Here is a 20,363-nt window from a genome sequence, read left to right as displayed (position 1 = left end):
GCCGGACTGAACGAAGGAGGATTCTGCCATGCCACCAAGAAAACAAGAGCCGCCCGTCCGTTCGGACGCGGCGGAGAAGACCGACGTGAACGGAAAGTCTTTGGAGGAAGCCGAAGCAGCCTCCGCTGAAACCGTCACAGCCGAACGGCAGCAGCCGGGCTCCCTGAGGAAGCGGGGCGCCAAGGCAACGACGGACACGAAGCCGACGGAGACGAGCGACGCAGCGGCGAAGCCGCGCACTTCCAGGCGCAAGGGCGCAGCAGGCGTGCCAGCCCAGACGAGCGGCGTAGACGGTGACGCGGCAGCGAAGCCACGCACTTCCAAGCACAAGAGCAATGTGGGAGATCAACCGGCGGAGCCGCAGCCTAAGGAGGCTCCCGAAGCTGCCCCGCTGGCAGAAGAGGCGACGCTAACGGTTGCCCCGGCAGCGGAACCGGCTGGCGAGTCTGCCTCATCCGCCGCCACGGCCGAGGTGGACACAGCGGCGACCGATACGGCAGAGGAAGCGGCTCCGGTGCTGCAGCTGCTGGAAAGCCGTCTCAAGAAAAAGGAGCGCAGCGAGACCCACGACAAGGACCGGGTGTTTATCCGTAAAGATTTAAAGCTGCTTCTGGATGCCCTGGCCGAAAATCGCAGCAAAGGCTTCAAAACGCTGCTTCTGAACTACGGCTTGGAAAAGGCGCTGGACGAATTGGAGCAGGCCGAAGCCGCGCGGCAGGAAAACTGATCTCGTGCTTTTGCCGTTACTCCTCTACCACACTCCTGTCCGAACCTAGTAGAACGTAACAACTTTGCCGAAATTCCCTTCACAAATCCTATCTAATCCGTGCTTATATCAATAAAAAAACGGCCTGCGCGAAAAGCGGATTTCCGCTTTTTCATGCAGGTCGTGCTTCGGGCTTGCTTCAAATGGGCAGTAAAGCGACGTTGTCGCGTTGCTTGAGGTTCTCGACCATCCGGTACCATGCGTCCGGTTTTTGCGGGAGCACCGCATAATAGCGCTCGAGAAAGCTCCAGACCAGCGAGGCCGGGACCGAGGCTTGCTCTTCGTCGGCAACGCTTGCTTCTTCGGATAACGCCGAGGACCGCGGCGGGCATTTTCGGCGAACGAAGATGGTGCGCGGACTTTTTCTGGCCCGGTCATGACGCTTGAGCGGAAGCTTGGCAAGCTCGGCGGCCGGATCAAATGCGAAGGTCAACGGTTTCCCCACCCATCCGAACCATGGCACGACGAACAGCGCAGCCAGCCCAATCGCCAGCAGCAGCGCCAGATCCAAAGACCACTCCATATTCGTTCACCTCCTTTGACGCGATTTCGCTTACTTAACGTTAACGGGGCCGACTCCAATTCGTTTCACTGCCGTCAGGCGTTCCCTTGCTGAGCCAAGAGCTTACGGTATTTTACGAAGCTGACGATCCGCCAAGGCACGATATAGGCGACCGCGATCAAGAAGAACAGCATTCCCAGCTCGGCCGGATCAAGCCCGGACAAGTAGCTGAGAAGCGCGAGCCGGATAACGATGAGTCCTACCAAAGCGAAAATAAACGCTTTGCTCTTTTTCGGATAAAGAAAACGACAAAAAACCCTTGCCTTGCAGCGGCAGGGGCTAAGTCGGCTTTAAGACCTTTTCTGCATCCGGGCGTAGGACAAAATGCGTCTGTACATTGTTTTGTTCTTCAGGGCGTTAAAAATCGATTTGTCCGGCTTCGTATTGACTTCGAGAATCCAAGGTTTCTTCTTGGTATCGATCGCGATATCGATACCAAGAGCGTGAAATTTCGGGTACTTCACGCTCATATATTCGCTGATGCCGCGGCTCAGGTTTTTCAGTTCTCGAACGTAACCTGTCCGGCGCTTCCCGTGCATATGCGGGGATAGCAATTTGTTTACCGGCATCGGGGTTCCCCCGTTGTGATAGTTGGTGACGATCTTTCTCGGCCTGGCCAGCCGGCCGACCATCCCCGTCGCGTCCCACCCCTTCTGCCGGTTACGCTGGACCATGACCCGCAGATCGAACGGGCGTTTCTTGTAATGCAGCAGCAGGATTGCTTTTTGCACAAGGAAGCTTCGCCGGGCCATCTGTCTGGAGACCGCAGAGTACAAGCTGCCGAACGAATGAAACGTCCGGGTGGCGTAGCCACTTCTGAGCGTATAGCGCCGGTTGCCCGCGCGCGTTATTTTCATGATCCCGTAGCCGCCGGTGCCGTTGTTCGGCTTCAGATAAATCGCTCCCCAGCGCTTGAGCATAGACTTGACCGTAGCCTGGCTCGCCCGTTGCGTCTGCGGAAGATATGGCTTCCAACGTGCGTCGGTTTTCAAATAACTGTATTTCCCCCACTTCGTGTTGGCATAAACCAATCGATCACCTCCCATTTAAGCCATGGTATTGTATGTGCGCTGCGCGGCTTTGGGAACAGGCGCATGCATCACCTTTTCAGTTCGGGCGGCAATAAGTTTTGCAAAGGGATGACGAACATGCTTTCTTCTGCCATGAAAGCAGCAACCGCTCTCTGGGTCAATGACTATTCGGACTTGGTTACCGGGAGCCGCAGGAAACGAACGATTCCTTGGCTACGGAAGCAAGCCAAGGTCGAACACCCGTGGGTCATGCTGCGGAAGGAAATCGGCTCACTGATGGAGAAAGCGATGAATCAGTTGGCCAAAAGCTCCTTCGACCCGGAAATCGACGCGCTGATCGAGGATGCGAACAAGCAGATCGCGGAGCTGAACCGCCAAGCCCCAAGCCTGTCCCTGCACCGCAGCCGCTTGTCCCGCGAGAACCTGCACGAACAGTATAACCGCTGGTATGCGGATAAGTGACTTGACTGATGCCTAACATGAAAAATAACCCCGGAGCCTTTACTCCCTGTGAAGAGGGAGCGCTGCCGGGGGTATTTTGTCGATATCGGTGTTGCCGAATTAGAACGACTCGTGAATGACAGTGTCGCCGAGCGGCAGACGTTCTGTCGCGCGTGCCGGGCTAGCCGCTTTCCCGATCGGGAGAAGCATAACCGGAATATAGCGTTCCGGGATGTTGAACTCTTGGATCAAAGCAGCCGGATTGTAGCCGCCCATCGGAACGGTGTCGTAGCCTTTCGCGCGCGCTGCCAGCATAAGCTGCATAGCGGCCAGCGAGGCGTTGCGGATCGCTTCGTCGCGGGCTACCGTCGGATTGTTCGCGTAGGCACCGTTAATTTGACCGAGCATCATGTCGCGGACTTCCGGCGTCGCCTTTTCATAGACGATCGGAGCGGTCAAGTTCGCTTGCAGGTCGCCGAGCACGACAACAACCACGGATGCGTCGGATACTTGCTGTTGGCCAAACGCGATCGGAAGAAGACGATCTTTGTTCGCCTGCTCGCGAATGACCAGAAAACGCCAGTGCTGCAAGTTCCAAGACGAAGGCGCGTTTGCGGACAGCTCCAAAATTTCATTCAGCTCCGCATCCGGGATGACGACGTCCCGTTGATATTGACGGATGGAATGACGGGATAAGATTACTTGCTCGGCGGTTTGTTGTTGAACTTGGCTCATAATGTCCACTCCTTTATTGTATTACTCTATTTAGTATCATAACGCAATTAACTTACTTTTTTTAAAGTAACATACAAAAAATTATGACCCTTGATTTACACGACAACGCATATAGTCTTTATCTTGAATCCGGTAAGTATTAGCATGCAGGTGCTTCCTTTTCCTGCCTCGCTTCGCAGCGTCCGGCAGGGAGAGTTGTATAGATTTTGTTCATATTTATTTGCTATAATAGCTCGGATAAACGAAAGGAGTTGTTGCACCGTGTTCCACCTGTCGCACGTCCTTGGACGAATCAGAAACCGCTGGTTTGCGGTGGCTTCGTTCGTCACGGGGAGCGTGTGGTCCACGTATGTGGCTGTGCTTGTATTTCATCTGGACGACAACGTGCGCTATGATACGACTCTAACCTTCATTTCTTTACTTGCTGGCATCATGACGACGTTCCTTATCTTTCATCTGGCTCTGTTCGGAAACAAAAGCCGCTTTCGACTGGCGGGCGGCGGCTTGCTCACGATGATCGGGATGGCAACGATGTATATAACAGGCAGCGAAGCCGTCATCGCTCCGGATAACGACAGATCCTCCCTCGTCCACTCCGTTCTTCGCCCGGTAGATTTGTTTTTGCTGTTCGGCGTTCTTGCCGCGATGTGTCTTGTGTATATCGTTGTTTGGCAAGCGATGCGCCTCCAGCGACAAGCACTCGAAAAGTTGGCGTATACCGATCCTCTGACCGGTTTGCTCAACCGGAACGCGTGGGACCGCTATGCCGAGAAAAACGCCGTAAACCGGAATACGGCGTTCTTGTTTTTGGATTTGGACGGGTTCAAGTCCGTCAACGATACGCTCGGACACGACATCGGGGATTTGCTGATCGGGGAAGCGGGACAGCGTTTAAAAACGTTCCAGAACAAGCATCAGCATATATTCCGGCTCGGCGGGGACGAATTTCTGCTGGTCGCTCTCCAAAGCAGCGAGGCGTCGGCCAAAAAAATGGCTCGCGACATGCTCGAAACCATCAAGGTGCCTTACCGCTTGGCAGGAAATGTGCTCTATGTATCCGGCAGCATCGGTATCTGCTTCTGCTCCGATCCCGGGTCCAGCTGCAACGTCATGCTGAAAAAGGCGGATGCCGCCATGTACCGTGCCAAATTGTCGGGAAGAAACCGGTTCTGCACGTATCGCGAAGGAATGAGCCATTTTTTTTTGAACCTGTCGCGCGGTACGGGCAAAGGCTTGCCCAAGAGCATATCCAGAGGCAAGGGAGCCTAAGTCCGGCACGAAATATAATGGCTGGCCTATCGTTCATCCGGAATAGTCCGACGCCCCCACCGAGGGGGCGTTTTTTTTGTTTGTGCTTAGATTGGAGGAAGGAAAGTACGAGAATGACCCGGACGTAACTCCTGAGCGCACCCTTGGCGCCCAACGAGAATACACTATCGGCAAAAGCCCATAGTAACGTTTGATCGGAGGTTCTTTATGAAGCCTTACCCTGAATACCCTTATTATGCGATGGAAACGGAATGCCGCGAAAAGCCGATTGCGTTCCCGCCCCAGCATCAAGAGCGGCAGCCCGGACTCGAATATTTGATGAACCCGCAGCCAATCTTCGACAATCCCGCCTATGTCGGCAGCGGCAAGCTCCTTGGCAAAGTAGCCCTGATTACGGGCGGAGACAGCGGAATCGGACGCGCGACGGCCGTCGCCTTTGCCAAAGAAGGGGCCGACGTCGCCATCGCCTACTTATATGAGCATCCGGACGCGGCCGAAACGAAACAGCATATCGAGCAGCTTGGCCGCCGCTGCCTGACGATGCCGGCAGACCTGCGGGACAAAGCTTCTTGCACGGGCGTCGTCGCGCAAACGCTCGCCGTGTTTGGCAAACTGGACGTGCTGGTCAACAATCTGGGCGTTCAATACCCGCAGTGGAGCCTCCTGGATATTTCGGAGGACCAGCTGATCGAGACGTTCCGAACGAATATATTCTCGTTCTTTTTCGTCACTCAAGCCGCTCTGCCCTATATGAAGGCGGGCGACTCCATCATTAATACGGCCTCCGTCACCGCCTACCGCGGCAACCCGCAATTGATCGACTATTCGTCTACCAAAGGAGCCATCGTCACCTTTACCCGGTCGCTGGCTCTCTCGCTGGTCGAGCAAGGCATCCGGGTGAATAGCGTAGCTCCCGGTCCCGTCTGGACCCCGCTGACGGTCTCCAGCTTTCCCGCCGAGCAGGTGAAGACGTTCGGCACGGACACGCCGATGGGCCGGGCCGCCCAGCCGTTCGAGCTGGCGCCGGCCTACGTATACCTCGCAAGCGACGATTCGAGGTACGTCACCGGCGAGACGCTGCATGTGAACGGAGGCTCGTTCATCACCTCCTGACGCGGCAACGCCAAAAAGGGACTACAGAGATGACCTCCCCCCAAGCCCTAATATGTCAACCCTTGTCATATTGCTGTGATACAATGAGAAGATCAGACGACGAAGCGGATCTTAAAAATACAAGGGGCGATTATCATGCGTGCTGACCGACTTTTATCGATTTTATTGCTGCTTCAGAATCGCGGCCGAATGACCTCGCGGGAGTTGGCCGAGCGACTGGAGGTATCGGAGCGGACCATCTTCCGCGACATGGAGGCGCTCAGCAGTTCCGGCATTCCGCTCTATGCCGAGCGGGGTTCCGGCGGCGGCTGGGTGCTGCCGGAAGGCTACCGCTCCCAGCTCACGGGACTTAAAATCGATGAAATCCGCTCCCTCCTGCTCGCCCATGCTTCCGGCATGATGCGCGATTTAGGCTGGCGCGAGGCTTTCGAAGCGGCCTTGTTGAAGCTGCTTGCCGCCCTGCCCCCCTCCCTGCGGCGGAATGCGGAGGCGGTCCGCGAACGCATCCACGTGGACGGAGCCGGGTGGTACGGACCCGCGGAGGAGCTATCTTGCCTGCCCGTCGTGCAGGAGGCGGTGTGGGAGGAACGGCTGCTTGCTATTCGCTACGGGCGTGGCGACGAGGTTGTCGAGCGCGAGCTCGGCCCGCTTGGGCTGGTCGTCAAAGGAAACGCATGGTACTTGATCGGGTTCGTAGACGGCCAGATGCGCACCTACAGGGTTTCCCGGATACGCAGCGCAGTTATACGGCCGGAGCGGTTCGAGCGTCCGGCAAATTTCGATCTGGCCCGTTACTGGGAGCAGTCGACGGCCGACTTCAAGTCCCGGCTGCCCAGCTATCTCGTGAGGCTGCAAGCGGATGCTTCTACTCTTGCTCTCCTGCAGGAGGAGCACTTCGTCAAAATCCGCGAAACCCGCCCGGCTGCCGACGGCCTGACCGAGCTTACCGCCGATTTCCAAACGGCGGAGTACGCGCTGCGGATCATTCCGGGATACGGCGGCGGGCTACGGGTGCTGGAGCCGGAAGAGCTGCGCGCAGGCATCCTCCGGTTGGCAGAAGCGATCCGTCAAATGTACGGTCAATGAACCGGGTGCTGACGCTTATTCCATGCAGCAAAAAGGGATCTCCGTGCGCGATATCGCGTGCCGAAAGATCCCTTCAAGCCGTGCCTTAAGCGTAAATGTTGGTCCTCCCGCCGATTTTGACGATAATCCGGCCACGCGCTTCCGGCGGCAGCCAAGCAAGCGCCGTCTGGGAGATCGGAACCCGGGACGACGACGCCTCGTACAAATAAACAAAATTCGGGTACGTCACCTGATCGATCATGTAAGCGGACTTTGTGGCGCCAGGCTTGCGTTGCTTATTGAGCTTGGCAATGATACCGGCGGCATTCGTAATGCCGATCCCATGGCCGAAATAGTTGTCGTGCCCAAGCTTCACCACGTTTTCCCCCTGCCACTCCATCCATGCCGGATCGACGTCGGGGTTTTTGAAATACAGGATATCTCCCGGATATGTCGGCATTTTCTCGGCAATCGTAATCAGCCGCAGGTCGCTGTCTACCTCCCACGAGTACAAATACAGGTCGGTGAACAGCCGGTTGAACTTCTGATCTCCGATCGTCTCCAGCACCGCTTTGTACAGCACGATAATGATGGCGGTGGCGCATTCGAACGCATAGGCCCGGCCGTGCGAGAAAATATCCCGGATCGCCGCAGCGGGCTGTACGTCTCGCCTCATCTTAAATCCGCCATCCTCCGTACGGGTCCAATAGGCTGCGTTGCAGCGCGATTTCTTGAAGGAAGAGAACGACGCAGCGCTGTTCTGCATATCTCTGGCCGCTTGGACAATCGCCGTCCGCAGCCTGAGCTCGAAGCGCAGCGCTCCTTCCGAATCATATTGGTACGTCGTGGGGTCCCTGTGTTTCTCCTCGTAGATGTCCCTCTCGGGCGGTTCCCAGCCGGATATATCGACCGACGTTTGGCCGTCCGCAATAACGATCATGGGGATCGGTCACCTCCTCGTCAGAGATGCGATTAGCGCTCGCTCCCAGTATATGCCGGGGAGGGCAAGGATCAGACCCCAAAAGCCTTAATCCATCTCGTAGATCGAGCCGGATTTGCTTGCGAACAGCTCGGCGTATACCTTCTCTGCGTAGGCGTCCGTCATGCCGGAGAGATAGTCGGCCACGAAGCGCGGCCATGTCCAGCGGTTTTTATGCCGTTCGTAATTTTCCATCCAGTCAGGCGGAATGATCAAACGCCCTTCCTCAGGCACCTTGAAGCTGTCCCATAGCCGCCGGATCATAATTTCGCTGCGCTTCTGGAGCCGCTGCACGCGGAAGTCTTTGATCAGCGTCACCCAAGCGAGCTTTTTCAAAATTTCCATCGTCCGCAGCAGTTCCAAATCCTGCTGTCCGTCGCGAACGAACGTGACCCGCTTCCAGCCTTTCTTCGGATCGTCGATCATGCCGACCCGCCCGGCAAAAGCGCTCACCCAGCGGGCTTTCATCTCTCTGCGGGTCCGCGAGGCCTCGTTGTCGCACTCGGCGTAGATTTCCTCCCACTGCTCCAGATACGAAGCCAGTACGCGCTTGACCATCGCCTTGATATCGACCTGGTCCCAGCCAACCTCCAGGTTCCCCTGATCGCCTTCAATCTCTTCCACCAGATGCATAGCCAACCGGTCGTCCTCGAAAAAGGTCCGGTTCATCTGAATTTTGCCCGCGCGGATGCCGTCCTCGATATCGTGCGTCGAATAGGCGATATCGTCGCTCAAATCCATCAGCTGCGCCTCCAGCGTCGAGCAGCCTGCCGGCATGTTCCATTTGTCGCGAAGGTAGCTGATGCCTTCCCATTCCATCGGATACACACCCTTAATCCGTCCGGGCGTGTCCAAATTATACGGGTATTTATTAATCCCAAGCAGCACCGCCGCGGTTAAATCCAAGCCGCTGCCGCTGCCGGCACGCTTCTCCAGAAACATCAGCAGGCGGAAATTTTGCGCGTTGCCTTCGTAAGCCAAGCCGTGCTCTTCGGCCAGCAGCCGGTCCAGCACTTCTTCTCCTTTGTGCCCGAACGGCGGATGTCCGAGATCATGCGCGAGCGCAGCGCATTCCACGACAGCCGGGTCCAGTATCAAGCCGGGATGCTCCTTCCGCCCCAAAAACTCGTAATGCTCGCCAAGCCGCCGCGCCGTCTCGCGGGCAATTTGCGACACCTCGATCGAATGTGTCAGTCTTGTCCGATAGTAGTCGCCGGACCCGGCGCCGAATACCTGCGATTTGCCCTGTAGCCGCCGAAAAGCCGGGGATTGGATGAGCCGTGCATAATCCCGCTCGTATTCGTCCCGTTCTTCGCTGAACGTCCCGGCCACCGGTTCGTCCAAACGCAGTTTACGCAAGTCCATCATGAATCCCCCCGCTACTTTGCTCTCCTATGTCATGAAAAATAACATCATAGGTCGTTGAGCAAATTGTAGCATATTCCTTTTGCAAAGGAAAAGGGGCGTCTCCGCTGAGATTCTCAGACCTGAGCTTCCCGTCGGCCGCGGGGTGGCTTGTGCTTTCAGCATCGATTCCATAATGTATACGCGGAAAGGCAGTCGTTTGCCCGCCAAAGCAAAAAAAGCGCAAAAAAGACGGCTGGACCAGTGTCCAACCGTCTGTTCGCTGCTGCGAGCCATTTCCTATCAGACGCTAATGCCTCTTGGCATTCGGCCCGGCTCCCCCACCGTCCGGCTCTGCTGCCCCGGCGGTAGAAGCGGCTCCGGTATATTTGGCGAGATATTGCTTTCCGAACAATTCATCATATTGAAGCTCCCGGTACTTCTCCACATCGGCAGCGACCGAGGCCGGTACCGACGTAAACATCTGTCCGTCCGAATCGATGACGAGATTGCGCAGCAGGCCCGGAATCTTCTTGGACAGCTCGGCATTGTACGCCAGCGCGGCCGGCTTCTCCATCTGCAGCCGGTCCAGCACGTAGGCGCTCAGGAACGAGTTGCTCAGCACCGGCACCTGCTCCTTCGCCATGTCCAAGTTGGACCACATCACAAAAGGCACGCTACGCATCTTTTTCAGCTCCTCCAGCGACCATTGATCCGATTTGGCCGTAGAAATGAACCCGGACTGCACGTACACGTCGTAATCGTACCCCAGCATCGGCATATGGTCGCCATAGAACACGATAATCGTCGGCTCGTCGGACTTTTCGAAATGATCGATCAACAGTTGCAGGCTGCGGTCCGCATCGCGCGCGCCATGCGCGTACGTTTCCAGCGTATCGCGAGCCGTATCGTCAAGCGTCCCTTGAACCTTGATGGGATTGTCGCTGCCGTAACGGTGATCGTCGTAAGGGCCGTGATTCTGCATCGTGACCGCATAGATGAACGTCGGGTTGTCGTTGGCCTCCACTTCCTTGATGATGCTCTTGGACACCTCGTCGTCCGCGATGAAAGCGCCGTGGTATTCGGGATTCTGGAAGCCGTCCTTGCTCAGGAAGCTGTCGAAGCCCATATGCTTGTAGACGTTCTCCCGGTTCCAGAACCAGCCTTCGTACGAATGAATGGCCGCGCTCTTATAGCCGAGGCCCTTGAAATAGCTGGCCATGCTCGGAATCGGCTTGCTGATGTACTGCTGATACGGCACCGACCCGGCCGGCAAAAAGCTCATGGACTGCCCGGTCAGCACCTCAAATTCCACATTGCTCGTACCGCCGCCGAACTGCGGCGAAAGCAGATAGCCTGACGTGCTCTCCTGCTCAAGCCGGTGTACCGTAGGTACCGGATCTTCGCTGAAGGTGACGTTCGGCAGCAAGGTCGGGTCCCAGAACGCCTCGTTCATTATAAAAATGACGTTCGGCTTGACTCCGCTCGCGGCGTTCACCGTCGGCGTTCCGACCATTTCGTTGAGGCTTTCCGCCAAGCTGGCCATCGTAGGCTCGCTGTAGCCGGGCGGCTTCGGTATGATCGTATTTTTTACGTTCATGGTGAACGCCAGGGACAACCCGTTCATTCCGTAGTTTTCCTGCTGGTTCCAGACGATCTCGTTCACTCCCGCCCGGTCCAGCAGCTTTCCGGTCCACGGAGCCTTCACGCCGAAGCTGTACAAAGCAAAGACGCACAGCGCGCCGAGAACTACCCGGGTTACAGGCCGCAGCGACAGCCGCGGCAGCCACAGGCGGGACAGGAAGATCACGGCCACGACGGCGAAGACCACCCCGATCCGCACAAGCGCAGCATGAGTCGTAACCAGCGGCAGGATGTTCATGCTCTCCTTGCTCAAGACAATATCCCATGGGAAGAAGGGCTCGCCGATCAGCTTTACCTTGAAGTAACTGATCAACGATACAATCGAAAGCAGCAGGGCGCTCATGCCAGCAGATAGCACCAGCGACCCGATCATACAGTAAATTAACGCAAACACCAGAAACACAATCAGAGCATTCAATCCGAACAGCTTCCAATTGGCGATTAGCCAGGTCCAAGTCTCATGTACGGTTCCCCGTCCTATCAATTCCATGCCAAATACCAGAAGCAGGGGAATTCCAATCATTGCGGCAACGATTAAGCTGTTCCATCCCATGCGGGCAAGCTTTGACCGTGATGACTTTGGCTGTCCTTGGACGACCAAGGGACGCATCGCTTCTCACTCTCCTATCGGCCCGCAGTTCCTTCTTGTTGCGGAATCAATATTTTAACATATTGTAAAGGTTAAATATTAAAGAAAAATGAATTTAAGATGAAAGGGAGAAATTGGTCCTTGCGGCTCAGGACTTTATCCCTGTTATCAGTAAGAAAGAGCAGGGCTCGCTCCGGAGAGGTGGCCTGCTCTTTCTTATTACCCAGATTTACAAAAAGAAAACAGCGCCGACCCCGGGCGGGTCCGCGCTTAACGGCATATAGCAATGTGCCGGGAAAACGAGCCTTTGCGCACAACGCACCGGCCTGAAACGGTGAACCCGGCCTGCCCGGCGAGCGCCTCTATCGGTTCGGTGGAAACGATGACGGCCCGCTCCGCCAGCCGCCGGACGTTCCCGAGCAGGCGAAGCTGTTCTTCCAGCGAAATGACCGAGCACAGGTTGTACGGCAGGTCGAGCACGGCGGCATCGTACCGGCCGCTCACGTCGCCGATATCCGCCACGCGGACGACGTTCGGCAGCCCAAAGTGGGCGAGATTCGCGCGGGCGCCGCGGACCGCAAGCGGATTGATGTCGGAGCCGACGATGTCGATCCCCATCGAGAGCGCCTCGATCAGCACCGTGCCGATGCCGCAGCACGGATCAACCGCCCGGACGCCGACAGGCTGCGGCACGGCAAGGTTGGCTACCGCCCGGGCGACCCGCGTGCTGAGGGCGGTGGAATAATTATGCGGCTTCCGGCTGTGCTTCAGCCAGACCGCTTCGTTCTGCCGGCAGGGGCCGAGCACCCAGCGCCCTTCGCCGGTGCAGGCGAAGCCCAGCAGCCAATCCGGCTGGCGCATATCGGCCCGGCCGCGGATGCGCGCGCCAAGCTCCCGCTCCATGGCGCGCTGGTCCTCGTACGCGGCATGGCAGTCGGCCTTGACGAAGACGACCTTGAACGAGCCGCCATCCAGCTCCAGCGTCCCGGCCAGCTCCCCGAGCTCCTGCAGGCTGGCGGCCTCGCACAGCACATCGACGCGCTGCTTGACGAACGGACTGCGGCTCGGATCGACGTCGGCCGGACTCTCCAGCCAGCCGTTCCGCGCTTCCGAGCCAAGCAGCGTGCGCAGCTCCAGCGCGCACAGATCCGCCTCATCCTCGTGACAGGCGTAGGTATACAAGGATGACACCGGTCTCGCACCGGATAATTTCATGGACAGGTCTCCCCTTATTTTTACGCAAGCCTTCAAATCTGCTTGTAATCTTATCAAAGGGGACGTCCGTATTCAAATCAGCACCCGTTTTTTCTCAGGAACGAGCCTCCGTCATATTTTAATGGCGCCCGAGGTCAAGCCTTGAACAAACTGCTTCATGCCGAAGATAAACAGCAGCAGCAGAGGAATACTCGCAATCGCATACCCGGCCATCAATTGCCCGTAATCCCCCGGATAGCTGGAGGTGAGGAAGGCCAGTCCGACAGTCAAAGGCCGTTTCGCCGGTGTCGTCAGCGACACGAGCGGCCAAATATAATTGTTCCACTCGGCAACGAACACGTTGATCGTGAGCAGAGCAATCATCGGCCTAAGCAGCGGGACGGCGATCCACACAAACGTTTGACATCCTTGACCAACATTTGCAGCATGATGAGAAAGGGATAGAAAATAAACAGACACGTGACGATCAGAAACAGGTGCTTGCCGGCTTCAGCGGCGCTGAATTTCGATCGAAATGCCATGCGTAGCCTCACTCGCTTTTGATGAACTTCATGGCTGTGATCGAGATGACCAGCGCAATCATAAACAGCAGCAGCCCGACCGCCGACGCATAACCGAACTCCGTATTGCCTCCGAATGCTTTTTGGTACATATACAGCCCCGGGACGAGCGTGGCATAGCCGGGACCTCCTCCAGTCATGACGAGCTGCGTGCCGTAGCTGGTAATCGTACCGGAAATCACGCCGATCAGGTTCAATTTGAAGTGGCCCTTGAGCAGCGGCAGCTCGATCTTCAGCGCTTGGGTGACGGGACCGACGCCGTCCATCTTGGCCGCGTCCCAGATCGAACTATCCACGCTCTGCAAGCCTCCGACATAAATGAGGGCGGCGATCGTGCCGATCCAGGGAAAACCCATGAAGATGAGGCATCCCAGAGCGAGGTCCGGATCGCCGAGCCACAACTGCCGGTATTGACCCCATCCGACGACCGTCAGCAGTTGGTTGAAGAAGCCGAACTGCGGGTTATACATAAACTGCCATAGCAGCAGCGTCACCAGCCCGGGCACAACCATCGGCAGGCAGAACAGAATCCGGTAGACGTATTGCGAGGCGGCGCTGCGGAGGCGGAACAGCACGATGCAGGCCGCCAATGTCGGGATCATCAGCACGATATGAACATGAACAGGATCGCCATATTGCGGACCGAGATCCAAAAGACGGAATCCGCAACGATTTCCGCAAAATTGCCGAAGGCTACGCACCGGAGCGAGTGATTGTTGCAGCGGACGGAGACAACGATGTCGGAGTAACCAACGTGCTTCACAATCGGCTAGCGCGGATCGCGGACAAAAAAATCGGCCCTGCCGCATAAACTGCACAAGCAAGGCCGATTTTCCACGAAACTCCATATTCACAATTGTGTTCTCTTCCCTTGTTTACGGAAACTTCATAATTCCCATCACGTGATCGAGAGGAATATAGCCGATGTTTCGACTGTCGCTGCTGTTATTCCGATTATCCCCAGAAAGACAAGACTTTTGCATCTTGTCTTTCTCCATCCGTGCAGCCGATTTTACTGAATCCTCGCATACGGCGAGTCCAGGTGTCCGATTTCGTCGCTGATCTCTTTCATTTTCGCATCCAGTTCGACGGTTAGGTGCGCGGCGGACAGCAGCTCCTGCTTCAGGCGGTCCGGGATGTCCTTGTTGTATTTGTAAAAAATTTTATGCTCCAGGCTGGCCCAAAAATCCATCCCCAGCGTACGCAGCTGAATTTCGGCCCTGACCAGCTGCTTTCCCTTAGAGAGCAGCACCGGAACTTCGACGATCAGATGCAGGCTCTGATACCCGTTCGGCTTCGGATTGCGGATGTAGTCTTTGCATTCGATAATTTTCATATCGTGCCGGTTTTTCAGAATTTCGTACAGATCGTAAATGTCGCTCAGAAACGAGCAAATAATCCGCACGCCGATAATATCGTTCAAATGGTCTCGCGCAGCGACAAGGCTGATCGGCAGCCCTTTGCGCTGCAGCTTGTTGATAATGCTCTCAGGCGATTTGATCCGGGTCTTGATATGCTCGATCGGATTGTAGTTGTAGACGTGCATAGCCTCTTCGTTAATATGCCGGATGGTCGTGCTCAGCTGCTCCATCGCAAATTTGTAAGGCAGGAACATCTCTTTCCATTCGCCGGCCGCTTTCAATTGATCGATCATAATCTGGCCCCTCGTTAATTAAGTATTGGATTAGACCACCCAATGGAGTCCTCTTTTATCATAAAAAATTATGGCGCCCGAAGCAATTTTGTGAAAATATTGTGGACAAAATCCCGCCCTGTCCGGCGGCCTTATAAACGGCAAAAACCCCCGGCAGGCGGCGCGAAGCCGTCTCCCGGAGGGTGCCTATTAGAGCTTCAAGCTGACGATCAGCATAACAGCCAGCGTTAGCGTCATGCAGCCGGCCGTCGCGGCTACATAGCCGCTGATGCGGGCCGGGGCGGCCACCCCAGTCCCTTGCCCGTTCTCAGCGTTCAGCCGCTTCTTCAACCGGCTGCTGAGGATACCGGTCAGAATGACCGCGAGCAGGATGACCATCCCTCCGCCTTTTTCCATGACTTGCAGCCATAGCGGCTTGCTCTGCGCAGGAATATTCATTTGGACGATCATGACGACGCCCGAGATCAGAACGACTAGTGCGCTTGGATGAGCGATTGTGCTGATTACGCGAAGCGTTTTGCGGGCCAAGGCGCGCAGCTCCCCGGAGCCGGGTCTTTGGTTAAGCAGCGGCAGCATCACGACCGCCGTCAGGCCCGAGCCGAGCCATAGGGACAAGCCGGTCAGGTGCAAAAACAACAGAAAACCGAACATGAGATATCCCTCCTATATTCAGTGATTATCGCTAAGACGAGTGAACCTGCGTGCTCTTCGCACTCGACGGCTTGCGTTTTCCGGTCAGCACCAGAATCGAGGGCAGCAGCAGCCCGCGGACGAGGAACGTATCGATCAGGATCCCGAGCGTCATCGTCAGACCGAACAGAAACAGCTCCTGCAGCGGCTGGGTCATCAGAACTCCAAAGGTCGCCGCGAGGATGAGGCCTGCGGAGGAGATCACCCCGCCCGTTAACGACACGCCGCGGCTGACCGCTTCGCTCCACCCCGTCTTGCGCGCCTCTTCCTTCACCCGGGAGACGAGCATGATGTTGTAATCGACGCCCAGCGCGACCAGAAAGACGAACGTATAGACCGGCAGCCGGTAGCTGATCGCGTCATAGCCAAGCAGGCTGTGTGCAATTCCCCAGCCGAGCCCTATCGTGGCCGCATAAGACAGCAGAATGGTCAGCATCATGTAGACCGGCATCAGCAAGGAGCGGGTCTGAAGCCCGAGCATGATGGTAATCAGCAAGCCGATCAGCGAAAACAGGACAAGCGTATCCCGCTCGTTCATCGCTCTGACATCGAGCTGCTGCGCGGTTTGGCCGGCAAAATGCAGCGAATCGCGCAGCGGATCGAAGCCGCTGTCCTTCAGCATCGCCTCGGCGTTCCCCCGCCATGCGTTCAGCGCATCCAGCGCCGCGGGATCGTACGGATTGCCCTTGACGAGCAGCTGCAGCCGGACGGACTGGCGGTCCTGCGACAACATGTTCGCGGGCCATTCGCCTCGTGCGGTGTCCGGTTTGGACTCCACCGATTCGACGCCCGTCTGCTTGGCGAGCAAACCCGCCAGCGAGGTCAGCTTCTCCCGGAACTGCGGCTCCTCCGTCAGCGGACGATCGGACTGCAGGATGACCGTAACCGGGGCCAATTGGCCCGGCGGATACGACTGCTCCAGAAGCTCGAACCCTTGCCGGGAGGACGCCGTATCCGGGAACGACTTCAGCAGATTGAACGAATATTTCATGCCGCTGATATTTAACGAAGCGAACAGCAGCAGCACGGTGAGGATGCCCGCCGTCATGCCGGGGCGTCTGGCGACCAGCGAGCCTGCCTTGGCCCATAGGCCCGCGGGCCGGGCGTCCCGCTCTTCCAGCTTCGGCACGAAGGGCCAGAACGCTTTGCGCCCGACCAGCGTGAAAACGGCTGGAATCAGCGTCAGCCCGCTTAGCAAAATGACGACCATAGCCACGGCAAATACCGGCGCAAAATAGTGGTACGGCTTAAAGACGGCCGTGAACAGCACGAGCACGGCAACGAGCACCGTTCCGCCGCTGAACAGAATCGGCTCCGCCACCTGATTCATCGCCAGGCGCATGGCGTCGTGCTTCGAGCCGACCTTGCCGAGCTGCTCCCGGTAACGGGAGAACACGAACAAGCAGTAATCCGTTAAGACCGCGAACAGCAAAATCATCATAATGGACAGCGCCTGCTTATCCACGACGAGCCAGCCGTTCTTGGCGGACAGCCCCAATACCCGGTCCACGGCCTCATATACGACGCCCGAGATGACCAGCGGAAGCACCGCAAGCAGCGGCGAACGGTAAATGAGAAGCAAAATGACGAGAATCAATCCGACCGTCGCGAGCATGAGCACGAAATCGGCATTTTTGAACAGCGCTATCGTATCTGCGGCAATGCCGGCCGGCCCCGTCATTTCAAGCTGCAGCTCCCCGAGGCCGATCTTCCCAGCCTGCTCCCGAATTTGCTTCAGGGTGTCGTAGATCCGGTCCGACTCCAGGCCCTTCTCCAGCGTTACGTTCAGGAGCAGCGTCTTGCGGTCCTCCGAGAACAGCCGGTCCTGCGCGGCTTCGGGAAGCCGGTGGAACGGCAGCGCTCCGGTGACGTGCTCCGGCTTACTGCCGGAGGCGAGCCATTCGCTGAGCTGGCGGATTTTGGCCCGCTCCTCCGCGGCCGTCGCCTGCTTCCCGTGCAGCACCAGCAGGGCGGTTAAGCCGTCGGCGGACGGAAACTGCTCGTCCATAATCTGCTGGGCCGCCGCAGACGGCGTAATTTCTTTGACGCTTCCTTCTCCGCTGCTGATGGCGAATTTTTTGGCGGACGGCGCCGCTGCGGCCAGCACAACGAGAAGCAGAAGCCAGCCGGCGACGATGCTTTTGGCCCCTTTGGGGCTGCTTACCCACGAGGAAAATGTATGCAAAGCGCGAAGCATTTTTTCAATTCAACCTCCTGTCCTTGATCTCACTTCGGATTCTAGGACAGAAATATGAATGGAAGATGAATGAGAGATTACGATTATAAGCGGGGCAGCCGGACGGTGAATACCGTTCCTTCGGAGACGCGGCTGTGCACGTCAATCGTACCTTCGTGGAGCTCGACGATTTTTTTGATAATGGCGAGCCCCAGACCGCTGCCGGAGCGGGAACGGGTTCTTGCTTTGTCCGCTTTATAGAAGCGGCCGAAAATATGAGGCAGCTCGGACTCGGGAATACCCATACCGGTATCGGAAACTTGAACGATGATGTCCTCCTCCACCGAAATACCGATCGTCAGCACGTCGCCGGAATCGGAAAATTTGATGGCGTTCGTTATCAAATTAAGCCATACCTGATGCAGCAGCTCGCGGTCGGCATGGACGACGATCTCCGGAAGGTCCAGTTCAACGGTGATGCCCTTTTCCATCCACTGCCATTCCGTCACGAGTACCGCCTGCCGAAGCTGCTCGTCCAAGCGGAAGCTCGTTTTCTTGATAACGCCCGCTTCCTTGTCCAAGGCAGCGAGCGTCAGCAGCTGCTTGCTGAGCGACGAAAGCCGTCTGCTCTCCTCCTCGATAATGTGCAAATACCGCTGCGCTATCTCGGGCGGCAATCCCCCCGACTGGATCGCTTGGGCAAAGCCCTGGATTGACGTCAGCGGGGACTGGATTTCATGGGAGACATTGGCGACGAATTCCTGCCGCATGCTGTCGAGCTGGCGGAGCGCTTCAGCCATATGCGCGAAGTGACGCGCCAGGTTGCCGATTTCATCGGTGCGCGCAACGTCGAGCCCGATCTCGTAATTTCCTCCGACAATGCGGGTAGTCGCCTCCGTCAACGCTTTGACCGGCTTGACGATATACCGCGTGCAGACGACGATGAGCAGCATGCTGAATGCAAACGTCGCCGCGAGCAGCACCGCCATGAGCAGACGGACTTCCCCGATCTGCTGCCCCAGGGCCGGCCGCAAAAACAACGCGTGGCGTTCTCCCCGGATATCGATCGGGATGCCGACCGTGTTGCGCAGGCTGCTTTCGAAAAAGCCCGTAATCGTCAGCAGGCGGGGCTCCTCCGTGATGCCGCGGTAGATTTCGCCGTCCAGCACGCGGCGGATTTGATCCGGCGCGCTCTGCGTATGCCGGAACGGCTCGCCGTAGAAGACGCCCTGCCCTTTGCCGTCCACAAGGTACATCTGAAAGCCCAACTGGGCGATGCTGCGAAAATAGCCGTCCGGATCGGTATCCGGCATCCGCTCGAACAGCGTCCGGATTTCTTTGGCGACCTTCATGATCTTCTGTTCGTTATATTCCCGGATCTGGGTCCGGTAGTACACGTTAGCCACCAGCAGGGCAAACACGCCGCTAACCATGGCGATCAAAATATACGTTGCGACGATCCGCACATACAGCGTCTTCATTCGCCCCGCACCTCTAGCTTATACCCCAAGCCGCGCACCGTCGTGATGACAAAATCGTCCGTCACCGGAGAAAACCGCTCCCGCAGCCGTTTCACATGAACGTCGATGGTCCGGCTGTCACCTTCGAAGTCGGGACCCCAGATAAGCTGCACCAACTGCTCCCGGGTAAAGATGCGCCCCGGATAGCTGGCCAGTTGGCACAGCAGCTCGAATTCTTTGAGTGGGAGCGTCATCGTCTGATCGCCGACCCGGATCTCGTAGCTGCTGCGGTCAATGATCGTCTCGTTTAACCGGATTTTCGCCGACGATACCATCTGGTACCGCCGCAGCAGCGCCTTGATTCGAAACAGCAGCTCCTTCGGCTCGAACGGCTTCACGACGTAATCGTCGGTTCCCGACAAGAAGCCTTTTTCCTTGTCCTCGACCTCGCCTTTGGCCGTAAGAAGTATGACGGGAATGTCATAGTGGGCACGAATGTCATGGCACAGCTCCCAGCCGTCCTTGCCGGGCATCATAATGTCTACGACCGCCAGATGGATCTGCTCGCGCTCCATCAGCTCCGCGGCGGCCACTCCATTGTCCGCTTCGTAGACGACATAGCCTTCCCGGCTTAGAAAAAAGCGGAGCAGCTCGCGAATATGCGCGTCGTCATCCGCCACCAATATATGTACTCTCAAGTCGATTCACCTGCCGCTAGGAAATACGTTCCGCCAATCCGCCAATCGCTGCGAATCGTTTGAAGGATCGTTTCACTCTCATCATGCCCGATTTACCCTTCGTTTTCAAACGAGAGGTTACCCGCCCGGAAAATAAAAATCGGAGCCCGTAAGTGGGAGCTCCGATCATGAATAACCTGGACTTGGAGGAATGCCGGACATCAACTTTAAAATCGCGATTTTCTTTGCAACGGCATAGACAGCAATAATAACGCAATCCCGACAGCCAAATACCGGCCTTTCCCCTCATACGAAATCATAAGGACAAGCTCCCACCAAGTGGAGGGACCGGAATTGACACAACCATCACAGTAAGGATAAGAGAGCGAAGAT

At 56.9% G+C, this 20,363-nt stretch carries 19 protein-coding genes and 2 pseudogenes; 5 read left to right on the top strand and 16 right to left on the bottom strand.

Annotation, left to right across the window (positions count from 1 at the left end; genetic code table 11):
* The first annotated feature begins 28 nt into the window (after nt 1-28).
* Nucleotides 29-727: a hypothetical protein gene (locus tag NLX71_RS16865; protein ID WP_254364977.1), complete on the top strand. Its 699-nt coding sequence runs from the start codon at nt 29-31 to the stop codon at nt 725-727.
* 178 nt (nt 728-905) lie between these two features.
* Here the strand turns inward: NLX71_RS16865 and NLX71_RS16860 are convergent, their stop codons facing one another.
* The 3 genes and pseudogenes from NLX71_RS16860 to NLX71_RS16850 form a co-directional block, all read right to left on the bottom strand.
* Nucleotides 906-1,289 carry a hypothetical protein gene (locus NLX71_RS16860; RefSeq protein WP_254364976.1) on the bottom strand — a complete coding sequence of 128 codons (384 nt, stop codon included), beginning with the start codon at nt 1,287-1,289 and terminating at the stop codon, nt 906-908.
* A 74-nt stretch (nt 1,290-1,363) separates the two neighbouring features.
* Nucleotides 1,364-1,558: pseudogene (locus tag NLX71_RS16855) on the bottom strand (CcdC protein domain-containing protein); the annotation flags it as partial.
* 60 nt (nt 1,559-1,618) lie between these two features.
* Nucleotides 1,619-2,359, bottom strand: a complete 741-nt coding sequence (locus NLX71_RS16850; protein WP_254364974.1) for a YheC/YheD family protein — start codon at nt 2,357-2,359, stop codon at nt 1,619-1,621.
* A gap of 117 nt (nt 2,360-2,476) precedes the next feature.
* Here NLX71_RS16850 and NLX71_RS16845 point away from each other — a divergent pair, with 117 nt between their 5' ends.
* A complete protein-coding gene (locus NLX71_RS16845) occupies nt 2,477-2,821 on the top strand; it encodes a hypothetical protein (protein ID WP_254364973.1) in 345 nt (114 codons plus the stop codon).
* A 99-nt stretch (nt 2,822-2,920) separates the two neighbouring features.
* On the opposite strand, the gene NLX71_RS16840 is transcribed toward NLX71_RS16845, so the two are convergent.
* Complete coding sequence (locus NLX71_RS16840; RefSeq protein WP_254364972.1) at nt 2,921-3,535, bottom strand: nitroreductase family protein; 615 nt, start codon at nt 3,533-3,535, stop codon at nt 2,921-2,923.
* A 261-nt stretch (nt 3,536-3,796) separates the two neighbouring features.
* Here NLX71_RS16840 and NLX71_RS16835 point away from each other — a divergent pair, with 261 nt between their 5' ends.
* From NLX71_RS16835 to NLX71_RS16825, 3 genes are all read left to right on the top strand, one after another.
* Nucleotides 3,797-4,804 (top strand): diguanylate cyclase domain-containing protein, encoded by a 1,008-nt coding sequence (locus NLX71_RS16835; protein WP_254364971.1) that lies wholly within the window; start codon nt 3,797-3,799, stop codon nt 4,802-4,804.
* 207 nt (nt 4,805-5,011) lie between these two features.
* On the top strand, nt 5,012-5,917 hold the full coding sequence (locus NLX71_RS16830) for an SDR family oxidoreductase (RefSeq protein ID WP_254364970.1): 906 nt from the start codon (nt 5,012-5,014) through the stop codon (nt 5,915-5,917).
* A gap of 135 nt (nt 5,918-6,052) precedes the next feature.
* Complete coding sequence (locus NLX71_RS16825; protein WP_254364969.1) at nt 6,053-7,003, top strand: helix-turn-helix transcriptional regulator; 951 nt, start codon at nt 6,053-6,055, stop codon at nt 7,001-7,003.
* A gap of 85 nt (nt 7,004-7,088) precedes the next feature.
* On the opposite strand, the gene NLX71_RS16820 is transcribed toward NLX71_RS16825, so the two are convergent.
* The 12 genes and pseudogenes from NLX71_RS16820 to NLX71_RS16765 all read right to left on the bottom strand — a co-directional run bounded on the left by NLX71_RS16820 (nt 7,089) and on the right by NLX71_RS16765 (nt 19,991).
* Nucleotides 7,089-7,922 (bottom strand): protein-glutamine gamma-glutamyltransferase, encoded by an 834-nt coding sequence (locus NLX71_RS16820; RefSeq protein ID WP_254364968.1) that lies wholly within the window; start codon nt 7,920-7,922, stop codon nt 7,089-7,091.
* Nucleotides 7,923-8,009: 87 nt separating this feature from the next.
* Nucleotides 8,010-9,326: a deoxyguanosinetriphosphate triphosphohydrolase family protein gene (locus tag NLX71_RS16815; protein WP_254364967.1), complete on the bottom strand. Its 1,317-nt coding sequence runs from the start codon at nt 9,324-9,326 to the stop codon at nt 8,010-8,012.
* A gap of 289 nt (nt 9,327-9,615) precedes the next feature.
* Nucleotides 9,616-11,559, bottom strand: coding sequence for an LTA synthase family protein (locus NLX71_RS16810; RefSeq protein WP_254364966.1), 1,944 nt, complete (start codon nt 11,557-11,559; stop codon nt 9,616-9,618).
* Nucleotides 11,560-11,808: 249 nt separating this feature from the next.
* Nucleotides 11,809-12,753 carry a TRM11 family SAM-dependent methyltransferase gene (locus NLX71_RS16805; RefSeq protein ID WP_254364965.1) on the bottom strand — a complete coding sequence of 315 codons (945 nt, stop codon included), beginning with the start codon at nt 12,751-12,753 and terminating at the stop codon, nt 11,809-11,811.
* A 111-nt stretch (nt 12,754-12,864) separates the two neighbouring features.
* Entirely contained in the window at nt 12,865-13,146 is a 282-nt protein-coding gene (locus NLX71_RS16800) for an ABC transporter permease family protein (RefSeq protein WP_254364964.1), read from the bottom strand.
* 136 nt (nt 13,147-13,282) lie between these two features.
* Entirely contained in the window at nt 13,283-13,966 is a 684-nt protein-coding gene (locus NLX71_RS16795) for a carbohydrate ABC transporter permease (protein ID WP_254364963.1), read from the bottom strand.
* A gap of 222 nt (nt 13,967-14,188) precedes the next feature.
* Nucleotides 14,189-14,275 (bottom strand): annotated as a pseudogene (locus tag NLX71_RS16790) (S26 family signal peptidase); the annotation flags it as partial.
* Nucleotides 14,276-14,325: 50 nt separating this feature from the next.
* Complete coding sequence (locus NLX71_RS16785; protein WP_254364962.1) at nt 14,326-14,967, bottom strand: GTP pyrophosphokinase; 642 nt, start codon at nt 14,965-14,967, stop codon at nt 14,326-14,328.
* 189 nt (nt 14,968-15,156) lie between these two features.
* Nucleotides 15,157-15,618 (bottom strand): hypothetical protein, encoded by a 462-nt coding sequence (locus NLX71_RS16780; RefSeq protein WP_254364961.1) that lies wholly within the window; start codon nt 15,616-15,618, stop codon nt 15,157-15,159.
* Between the two features lie 31 nt (nt 15,619-15,649).
* A complete protein-coding gene (locus NLX71_RS16775) occupies nt 15,650-17,854 on the bottom strand; it encodes an MMPL family transporter (RefSeq protein WP_254364960.1) in 2,205 nt (734 codons plus the stop codon).
* Nucleotides 17,855-17,937: 83 nt separating this feature from the next.
* Nucleotides 17,938-19,314, bottom strand: coding sequence for a sensor histidine kinase (locus NLX71_RS16770; RefSeq protein ID WP_254364959.1), 1,377 nt, complete (start codon nt 19,312-19,314; stop codon nt 17,938-17,940).
* On the bottom strand, nt 19,311-19,991 hold the full coding sequence (locus NLX71_RS16765) for a response regulator transcription factor (protein ID WP_254364958.1): 681 nt from the start codon (nt 19,989-19,991) through the stop codon (nt 19,311-19,313). The genes NLX71_RS16770 and NLX71_RS16765 overlap by 4 nt, the downstream gene beginning before the upstream one ends.
* Nucleotides 19,992-20,363 lie beyond the last annotated feature (372 nt).

Source organism: Paenibacillus sp. MZ04-78.2 (genome assembly GCF_024213375.1).
In the GTDB taxonomy this organism is placed as follows: Bacteria; Bacillota; Bacilli; order Paenibacillales; family NBRC-103111; genus Paenibacillus_G.
Note: the sequence above shows the minus strand (reverse complement) of the source record. Positions and strands in the feature narration are given on the sequence as shown.